Annotated in this window: 9 protein-coding genes; all 9 read left to right on the forward strand. The window is 60.9% G+C overall.

The features are described 5' to 3' along the window. The first annotated feature begins 12 nt into the window (after window positions 1-12). The gene (locus tag ACXRVZ_RS27005; protein WP_458233074.1) at window positions 13-159 is read left to right on the forward strand and encodes an archaeosortase/exosortase family protein; all 147 of its coding nucleotides are present in this window, start codon (window positions 13-15) and stop codon (window positions 157-159) included. Further along, window positions 156-842: an exosortase-associated protein EpsI, B-type gene (gene epsI, locus ACXRVZ_RS27010; protein ID WP_457423740.1), complete on the forward strand. Its 687-nt coding sequence runs from the start codon at window positions 156-158 to the stop codon at window positions 840-842. The genes ACXRVZ_RS27005 and epsI overlap by 4 nt, the downstream gene beginning before the upstream one ends. A gap of 33 nt (window positions 843-875) precedes the next feature. Next, complete coding sequence (gmd, locus tag ACXRVZ_RS27015) at window positions 876-1991, forward strand: GDP-mannose 4,6-dehydratase (protein WP_457423742.1); 1116 nt, start codon at window positions 876-878, stop codon at window positions 1989-1991. A gap of 14 nt (window positions 1992-2005) precedes the next feature. Beyond that, window positions 2006-2932, forward strand: coding sequence for a GDP-L-fucose synthase family protein (locus ACXRVZ_RS27020; RefSeq protein ID WP_457423760.1), 927 nt, complete (start codon window positions 2006-2008; stop codon window positions 2930-2932). 32 nt (window positions 2933-2964) lie between these two features. Further along, a complete protein-coding gene (locus ACXRVZ_RS27025) occupies window positions 2965-4464 on the forward strand; it encodes an oligosaccharide flippase family protein (protein WP_457423744.1) in 1500 nt (499 codons plus the stop codon). Further along, a complete protein-coding gene (locus tag ACXRVZ_RS27030) occupies window positions 4461-5576 on the forward strand; it encodes a hypothetical protein (RefSeq protein ID WP_457423746.1) in 1116 nt (371 codons plus the stop codon). Before ACXRVZ_RS27025 ends, ACXRVZ_RS27030 begins: the two co-directional genes overlap by 4 nt. Continuing rightward, window positions 5567-6826 (forward strand): glycosyltransferase family 4 protein, encoded by a 1260-nt coding sequence (locus ACXRVZ_RS27035; RefSeq protein WP_457423748.1) that lies wholly within the window; start codon window positions 5567-5569, stop codon window positions 6824-6826. Before ACXRVZ_RS27030 ends, ACXRVZ_RS27035 begins: the two co-directional genes overlap by 10 nt. Beyond that, window positions 6823-8280, forward strand: coding sequence for an O-antigen ligase family protein (locus tag ACXRVZ_RS27040; protein ID WP_458233072.1), 1458 nt, complete (start codon window positions 6823-6825; stop codon window positions 8278-8280). Before ACXRVZ_RS27035 ends, ACXRVZ_RS27040 begins: the two co-directional genes overlap by 4 nt. Window positions 8281-8341: 61 nt before the next feature. Further along, a partial coding sequence (locus tag ACXRVZ_RS27045) for a glycosyltransferase family 2 protein (protein ID WP_458233073.1) occupies window positions 8342-8949 on the forward strand: 608 nt, incomplete at its 3' end.

Raw genomic sequence — 8949 nt, forward strand, 5'->3', positions numbered from 1 at the left:
ATACTGGTGCTCGTGACCTATCATTTTGGTGACGAAGCGGGGCAGGGTTTTGTGCATGGCTTTGCCGGCATGGTTTTATTCATCGTTGCATTGATGCTTATACTGTCCACAGACAAGGTGATCGGATTCTTCATTGATCGCCGCAAGGGCGTGGCATGACCAAGGATATTGTCCGGGCCGGCCTGCTTGCTGCCTGCATGGCAGCAGCCTGCGCGCTCGCCGTGGCCATCACGCCGCGAGTATTCCTGGCTGACCTGAAGTCGCGCGAGAAGCTGGTGGATATCGTACCGACGCGGTTCGCCGGATGGACGGTGGATGACTCCATCCTGCCGGTTCCGCCCAGTCCTGACCTGCAGAAGGTGCTGGATGCCACCTATGATGAGACCCTCGCGCTGACTTACAAGAATGCGAGCGGTGATCGGGTCATGTTGTCGCTGGCGTATGGGCGTAATCAGCACAAGGGCATGATTACTCACCGGCCGGAGATTTGCTATCCGGCGCAGGGGTTCAAGATCAGTGGCGGTGTTTTCGACGGTGCCGTGGATATTCAAGGGAAACCTCTCCCGGTCAAGCGCCTGGTGGCGGCCATGGGCCCGCGCAATGAGCCAATTACCTATTGGGTGATGGTTGGCGATGAGGTCACGCAGTTCGGTTACCCGCACCGTTGGGTGGCAATCCGATACGGGCTGAAAGGTGAGATCCCGGACGGCGTGCTGGTGCGCGTTTCATCCATATCGGCAGATGAAGGCAAGGCTTTCGCGTTACAGGACGGTTTCATTCGCGAATTGCTGGCGGGCATCCCCCCCCAGAAACGAAGTCGTCTTCTTGGCTCCGATTACTGATAATCAATCAACTCACAACTGGCAATTTGTAGTATGGAAAAGACTGCTCTGATTACTGGCGTAACGGGCCAAGATGGTGCTTACTTGGCAGAACTCCTGCTGTCCAAGGGCTATGCAGTGCACGGCATCAAGCGTCGTGCCTCCTCTTTCAATACTGATCGCGTCGATCACCTGTACCAGGATCCGCACGTCGACCATCAGAACTTCAAGCTCCACTACGGCGATCTGACCGACAGCACCAACCTGATCCGGATCATCCAGGAGGTGCAGCCTGACGAGATCTACAACCTCGGCGCGATGAGCCATGTGGCGGTGAGCTTCGAAAGCCCGGAGTACACGGCCGACGCAGACGGCATGGGTGCGCTGCGCATCCTCGAAGCCATCCGCATTCTCGGCCTTGAAAAGAAGACGCGTTTCTATCAAGCCTCAACGTCAGAGTTGTACGGCCTGGTGCAGGAAATCCCGCAGAAGGAGACCACTCCCTTCTACCCGCGCAGCCCCTACGCGGTGGCCAAGATGTACGCCTACTGGATCACGGTCAACTACCGTGAGGCCTATGGCATGTACGCCTGCAACGGCATCCTCTTCAATCACGAGAGCCCCCGCCGCGGCGAGACCTTCGTCACCCGCAAGATCACCCGCGCCATCTCTCGCATTGCGCTGGGTCTTCAAGAGTGCTTGTACCTGGGCAATATGAGCGCGTTGCGCGACTGGGGCCACGCCAAGGACTACGTCGAGATGCAGTGGCTGATGCTGCAGCAGGATCACGCTGAAGACTTCGTCATCGCCACCGGCGTGCAGTACAGCGTTCGTCAGTTCGTCGAATTCGCCGCAGGTGAACTTGGCATCACGCTCGCGTTCGAGGGCGAGGGCGACAAGGAAGTCGGCCGCGTCACCAGGGTCGAAGGCGACAAGGCCAAGTGCAAAGTCGGCGACGTCATCGTCAAGGTCGATCCGCGCTACTACCGCCCGACCGAAGTTGAAACCCTGTTGGGCGATCCGACCAAGGCCAAGGAAAAGCTGGGCTGGGTGCCCAAGACGACTCTGCGCGAACTGGTCGCCGAAATGGTGCAGGCCGACTACACCGCCGCCCGCCGTGACAGCCTCGTCAAGATGGCGGGCTTCCAGGCCTACGACTACAACGAATGAGCGCGGCGCCCGTGATGGAAAAGAACGCCAAGATCTTCGTCACCGGGCATCGTGGCATGGTCGGCTCGGCGCTGGTGCGCCGCCTTGAAAAGGGCGGCTACACCAACATCTTGACCGCCGGCCGTGACACGCTGGATCTGTTGGACCAAAGGGCTGTGTCAGCCTTCCTCGCGGAGCACAAACCCGACTACATCTACATCGCCGCTGCCAAGGTCGGTGGCATCCAGGCCAACAACGTCTTCCGCGCGGATTTCCTCTATCAGAACCTGCTGATCGAGTCGAATCTCATCCATGGCGCCCACCTTGCCGGCGTTCAGCGCCTGATGTTCCTCGGCTCCAGCTGCATCTACCCGCGCGACTGCCCCCAGCCGATCAAGGAGGACTATCTGCTGACTGGCCCGCTGGAGCAAACCAACGAGCCCTACGCCCTGGCCAAGATCGTCGGCATCAAGCTCGCCGAAAGCTACAACCTTCAGTACGGTCGGCAGTACGTCAGCGCCATGCCGACCAATCTATACGGCCCCAACGACAACTACGACCTCGCCAACAGCCATGTGCTGCCCGCGTTGATCCGCAAGGCGCACGAGGCCAAGCTGCGTGGCGACACGGAGTACGTGGTGTGGGGCAGCGGCACGCCGCGCCGTGAGTTCCTGTACGTCGACGATCTGGCCGATGCCTGCGTTCACCTGATGGAGCAGGGCTACGAAGGTGCCCTCGTGAACATCGGCACTGGCGAGGACGTGACCATCCGCGAACTCGCGGAGACCGTCATGAAGGTCGTCGGCTTCGAAGGCCGCATCGTCTTCGACAGCAGCAAGCCCGACGGTACGCCGCGCAAGCTGCTCGATGTCTCACGACTGCAATCGCAGGGCTGGCGCTTCCGGACCGACTTGCACACGGGCGTTGGGCTCGCTTACGCGGACTTCCTGCAGCGGGCTTGACCGCGATGTCCGGCAGTCTGGTTCAGTCTCCCTTGACCAAGTCCCTGGCTGCCCGTAGCTTCAATGCACTGCTCTGGTCCTATGCCGGGGCCCTTTCCAAAGTGCTCGCCCAGTTGGTCATCCAGGTTGCGCTGGCGCGAATGCTGGGGCCCTTGGCTTTCGGTCAGGCGGCGATGGTGCTTGTGGTGCTTGGCTTTGGGTGGCTGCTGGCTGACGGGGGATTCGGTTCTGCCTTGATTCAGAAGGCCGAACTCAATGACGATGACATCGCTTACGCGCTAGGCTGGGTGTCGTTGCTGTCGCTGATCATTGGCATCGTCATCTTCGCAAGCGCGCCTCTGCTTGCCTGGCAGCTCAAAGATGAGGCGTACACCAACCTCATGCGCGCTTGCGGCGTGCTGATTCCGCTGCAGGCGCTATCAAACATTCCGATGAGCCTGCTGCGCCGCAACCTCGACATGAAGCGGCAGCAGCTCCTCAACGTCGGTGGCTATCTCGTCGGTGTGGGTGTCATCGGCATGGCCCTGGCCGTGGCCGGCTATGGCGCCTGGGCGTTGGTGATCGGCTTCGCCGCGCAGACTGTCATCAACCTCGTATTCGGCTACCTGGCCACCAAGTTTCCCTTGCGGATCAAGTTCAGCGGCGACAAAGCTTTGCGCAATTTCGGTTTCAGCGTGATGGCCACCAACATGGCCAATTGGGCGATCGACAGCATTGATCGCATCGTCATCGGCAAGCTGTGGGGTTCGAGCAGCCTGGGCGAATATTCCGCGGCGAGCAACCTGTCTCGTGCGCCCGCCGCCATGCTGGTGGGCGCGGCCCAATCCGTGGTGTTCTCGTCGGCCTCCCGAGTGCAGGCCGACCACGCGAGAGTCCGGCGCGGCTTCATCGCGGCAGCCTCGCTGGTGTTGCTCATCACCTGCCCGGTATTCTGTTTCCTCTCCCTGCATGCGCCTCTGGTGATGCATGTGCTTTACGGCGAACGCTGGCTGGGTGCGGCGCCCTTGTTTGCGGCGCTCTGCATCGCCATTCCCAGCTACGCCCTGCTGTCGATCGCAGGGCCAACGCTGTGGAGCGTGGGTGCGGCCCGCAGTGAATTCAAGGTGCAGGCCAGCATCGTCGTACTCCTGGTCGCCGGTTTGGCCTTGCTGTCGGACTATCCGCTGGTACAGGTGGTCTGGCTGGTGCCCGCGCTGTATGCGCTCCGCTCGTTGCTGGTGCTGCTGGCACTTGCGCGTCGCATCGCGCTGCCCGCCCGTCCGGTGTTGCGTGCGGCCTTGGGCGCGGTCGTCTTGACCGCCCTCGTGCTGCTCACCAGTCTTGGCGTTCGCGCCCTGAAACTTGGTGTGGTGATGGAGGGCATGGTCTCGGCCATGGTCGGCCTTGTCGCCTGCCTGCTTGCTTTGCGGCTTGGCGGCGCGTGGCTGCTGGCGCCCGAGCTGAAACAGATGTTGCTCGCGCGTGCCGCTGAATCGGCACCGGCGCGGCGCCTGTGTGCGCTGCTGGGCCTGAAAGCTGGAGTTGCCGCGTGAGCGCCGGCTTGCGTTTTTGCATGCCCGAAGTCAGCGGTCGCGGCGCGGGCCTCGGCAACGAGCTGGTGCCATGGGCCAGGTCGTTTCTTGCGTCCCAGTTGCTGGGCGCTCGCTCCCTGCTGCCCGCGTTCGGTATGAATGGCCGCCGCTACTGGCGCCACTTCGGCACGCCCCGTTACGACTGGATTCAGCACCGTGCATTGAAAGTCGCCTTGCCGGTTGTTCGCTTCACTGAGGCGGAGTATCTAAAGCATGGCGGCGGCGATGTGGTGACCGCGCTGCGCCGTTTCGCGGGCGAGCATCGCTTGTTTGATCGCTCGGCCTATGTGCTCGCAACCAGCGGCATGTGGGGTGGCATGCGCCACATTGCGGCAGCTCGCGACTACGTGGCGGCACAGCTCTACCTCAGCCGTTTCGCGGCCGGCAATCTGCTGCGTCTGCGAGAGCGTCTCGACACCGCCGTGCCCGTTGTTGGCATCCACGTCCGCATGGGCGACTTTGGGGCGGCCATGGCGCCTGAGAACTACCGCGGCAAATTCAATGTCTCGCTGCCGCTGGACTGGTACCGGCGCGTCGCCGAGTCCATTCATGCGCAACTCGAGGGGCGGGTGCAATTCCTGATCGTCTCTGACGCATCGCCCGACAAGCTCACGGCATTGACCCGTGGATTGCCCTGCGTGTTCTCGGGCGACATCCCGGATTCCGACTGCTCCGACATGCTCGCCTTGGCGGGTGCCGACCTGCTGGTGTGTTCCGTCTCGTCGTTCAGTGTCTGGGCCGCCTTCCTGTCGAACCGCCCCTACATCTGGTATGGCCCGAACCTGCATTTGCACCCGGAAGGCTTCGCGTCGATCTGGGGCCACGAGGCCGGCCAGCATGCAGCTGGCAGCCCGACCCGGCTCGCCATCTCGAATTCGTCGAGCGCAACGTCTGCCCCACGCGCGTGGGCGGTTGCCCATGACGGCAAAGTGCCAGCCGCACTGTTGGCGCAGCTGCAGCAATACCGGTTGAACCCCGACGCTGATCTCGTGCAGTACGGCGTCGTTCGACCCGCGGCGCACACGCCTTCCCAGGGCGCCATGGACCCCGTACGAGGCCGCGCATGCATATAGCGCTTGCCGGCCACATCGCGGGTGAAGACGTCCGGGCCTACTTGTCGGCGGGCGGCCCCCCCGTGCCCAGCGGCTATTTCGGCGCTCCGCTCACCGGCATCCTGATTGGCGAGCTGCTGAAGGCCGGTCATCGCGTGACCGGCATCACCACGGACGCCACATTGCCTCTAGATGGCGGCCCCGTGCGTTGCGAGGGCCCGAACTTCACCTTTATCGTCTGCCCGGCGAGGCGCCGTGCCTGGCGGCCCAACGGTTGGCGGCTGGGGCGCGCGGTAGACCTGTTCGCGTTTGAGCGGCGGCAGATTCGCCGAGCCATCGTCGAGGCGACACCGGACCTGGTGCATGTGCACTGGTCCTACGAATTCGCATTGGCGGCGCTAGCGCAGCCTGCTCCCCACCTCATCACCTGCCACGACTCCCCGCGTGCCGTCCTGCACTTCACCCGCAGCTTTTACCGGGCGCTGCGCTACCTGATGGCGCAGCGGGTGTTCCGCCGCGGGCGCGAGTTCACCACCGTGTCCGACTACATGGCGCGCGAACTCTCGCCTGCGCTGGGCTATCCGCCCGAGGTCATTCCCAACCCGGTGGCTGGCTACGTCATCGAACAGGGCCGGCCACGCAGCGCACGCCCCACACGCCGCGTGGCGATGATCTGCAATGGTTGGGACCGCCGCAAGAACCCCGAGCCCGCGCTCCAGGCCTTTCACCAGTGGCGCCAGACCGAGCCAGCCGCCGAACTGCACCTCTATGGCGCCGGTTTCGGTCCTGGAGAAGAGGCACAGCGCTGGACTGAACAACACGGCCTGTCGGCCGGGATGACCTTCCACGGCAAGATCGCGCACCGCAAGCTGGTGGCCGCTCTCGGCGAACTGGACGCCTTGCTTCACCCCTCGCTCGAGGAGTCGTTCGGCGTGGTCCTGGCGGAAGCCATGGCGCTTGGCTTGCCCGTCGTCGCCGGCAGCGACAGCGGCGCTGTTCCCTGGGTCATGGGTGCAGATGCGGATGGGCATTGCGCAGCGGGCGTGCTCGTCGACGTGCGCTTACCCGCCGCCATCACCTCGGCGTTGGCAACCTTGTTTGACGAGGGCTATGCGGCGCGCTCGATGGCGGGGCTTGACCGCGTGCGCCAGAACTTCTCGGCTGCCAGCGTGATCGCCCGCTATGAGGCCCGCTATTCCCGAGTGCTTGCCGCTCCYGCGGCGCTGGAGGGCGCCTCCCGCCCRCCAAGACCTTCGGCTGAAGGACTATGAATCAAGACATCCTGTCATTTGCGTTCCAGAGCATTCCATTTGTGGCTGCGCTGGTGCTCGGTTTGTTGGTGCCGGTCTGCATCGTGGGCTCTGGCATGCTCGCCGAGAAGTGGAGCGATTCCTCGAAGATTGCTGTCATTCTCGGCGTGCTTATTGTCGGCAATGCGCTGAGCGTGTTGCTCAGTGGCCGGCTTATCTACTCGCAAGCTGAATTGGCGCTCAATCCGCTGCAGTCTTTCCAAKACCTGGAACAGGGCCGAGCAGTCTGGGCTGGGCGCTTTACCAATGGGACGATCCTTTTCGTTTCATTGGGCGAGATATTCCGTTGGTTTACCGGCCGGAGAAAGATGCCGGCCGCTGCGAAACCGTTGTTGCTGGCCTTCATGGCGTTCTATCTGGCGTCGTATTGGGTAGGTGTGGCATTCGCTACGTCGCGCGAAATAAGTCTGTCCTGGGTCTATGCCCCAATTGCTTTTACGGCGCTGGCATTGCTGTCACAAACCGGCATGAACAAGGATGCCTTAACGAAACTCGAATGGGTTTTGCTAGCGATTCTGGCCGCTAGCTTGATTGGCGCCGCTGTCGTTCCCAAGATGACAGTTGAATCTGGTTATAAGTCCTGGATTCCAGGATTTACTTTCCGGCTTTATGGTTTCGCGGAGCACGCAAATTCGCTCGGTATCATCGCTGCGCTTTCGGTGATTCTGCAGCTTAGCCCGTATGTGCGCAAAAGGCCGAACCTGATTTTTCTGGGCATAGCCATGTTCGCGCTGATCTTCACGCAGTCAAAAACGGCGTGGATGGTGGCACTGATTGGTGTTGCCTTAGTTCGCTTTGAAGATGTTCGGAGTCGGTTTGGCAGCACTTCGCCAGGTCAGTTTTCGCTCTTCCTGATTCTGATGGGGACCCTGTTTACTGCGCTCGGATTCATCGTGCTCTTGTATGCAATTAATGCCGGCTTGCTTGATCGGCTATTGAAATTCCAAGATGCTGTTACCTTTACCGGCAGAACAAGGATTTGGGAGATCAGTTGGAACGAGTTTCTTAATAATCCTTTGTTCGGCTATGGGCCGGCCCTATGGGATCTACCGTATCGGTACCAAAAGAATTTCCTTGCGGCCGGCCAAGCGCACAACCAGTTTTTTCAAACTGCTGGGCAGGCGGGTTTATTGGGTCTTTTGAGTTGGTTCTGGTACATATTTCTTTTGGGGCGTAACTGCGCTTCTTTGTGGGCGAGCACCTGTGGGCTTGCCGCAATTGGATTTCTTGGTTTGATGATTCGTTGCTTCTCAGAGAGTCCAATGCGTTTGGCAGGGTTGACCGGAATGGATGCATTCGCGCACTTACTTGCTTTTGCCTTTGCTGCTTCGTTGGTTTATGTTCCGGCGTCGCGCCGACGTGCCACTGCACCTTTACAAAGGCCACTGGTGCCGGGAGAAGAATCATTTCGATGAGTTGCCTGCTTCATTCGTCTACTGGGCATCTTGACTCTTGTTGTTTGGGGGGGCGGGCTTGATGACTTCGATCCAAGCACGCCGCATAGTAGGTTTAATGACCTGCCACAATAGGCGCGAAAAAACGCTCAATTGCCTTTCTGCGCTCTACGCTTGCCGCCGCCCATCTAATACGTTGCTAAGCGTGATCGTGGTTGATGACGGTTCCTCCGACGGTACGTCTCAAGCCATCGCGTCTGCGTTTCCTGACGTACGCTTGCTGCACGGCGATGGTTCGCTATTTTGGAATGGCGGCATGCGCAAAGCGTTTGGCGCCGCAATGGCCGAGGGTTTTGATGATTACCTTTGGCTCAATGACGACACGATGCTGGACGTCGATGCACTTGAGCGCCTCCATAACTGCCGCCTGGGTTTGGAAGTAGAAGGGGAGCGTTCACCGCTCGTGGTCGGTGCGACCAGAGATCCCCATAGCGGCGTCCTTAGCTACGGAGGTCTTGTAGGGCGTGACCCGTCGTCTCCGAATTTTTTGGTGGCCTTGCCCGTTGGAGAAGTCGCACAGCGCTGCCGCACTCTGAACGGCAACTGTGTACTGATTCCAGATGCTGCAGCTCAGAAGCTAGGCAACCTAGATTCGAACTTTGTGCACGCCATTGGCGACTGGGACTATGG

Source organism: Roseateles sp. P5_E8, from assembly GCF_054177665.1.

Coding starts and splice junctions, on each gene's coding strand:
- ACXRVZ_RS27020 (WP_457423760.1), top strand. CDS start 2,006: ATGGAAAAGAACGCCAAGATCTTCGTCACCGGGCATCGTGGCATGGTC.
- gmd (WP_457423742.1), top strand. CDS start 876: ATGGAAAAGACTGCTCTGATTACTGGCGTAACGGGCCAAGATGGTGCT.
- epsI (WP_457423740.1), top strand. CDS start 156: ATGACCAAGGATATTGTCCGGGCCGGCCTGCTTGCTGCCTGCATGGCA.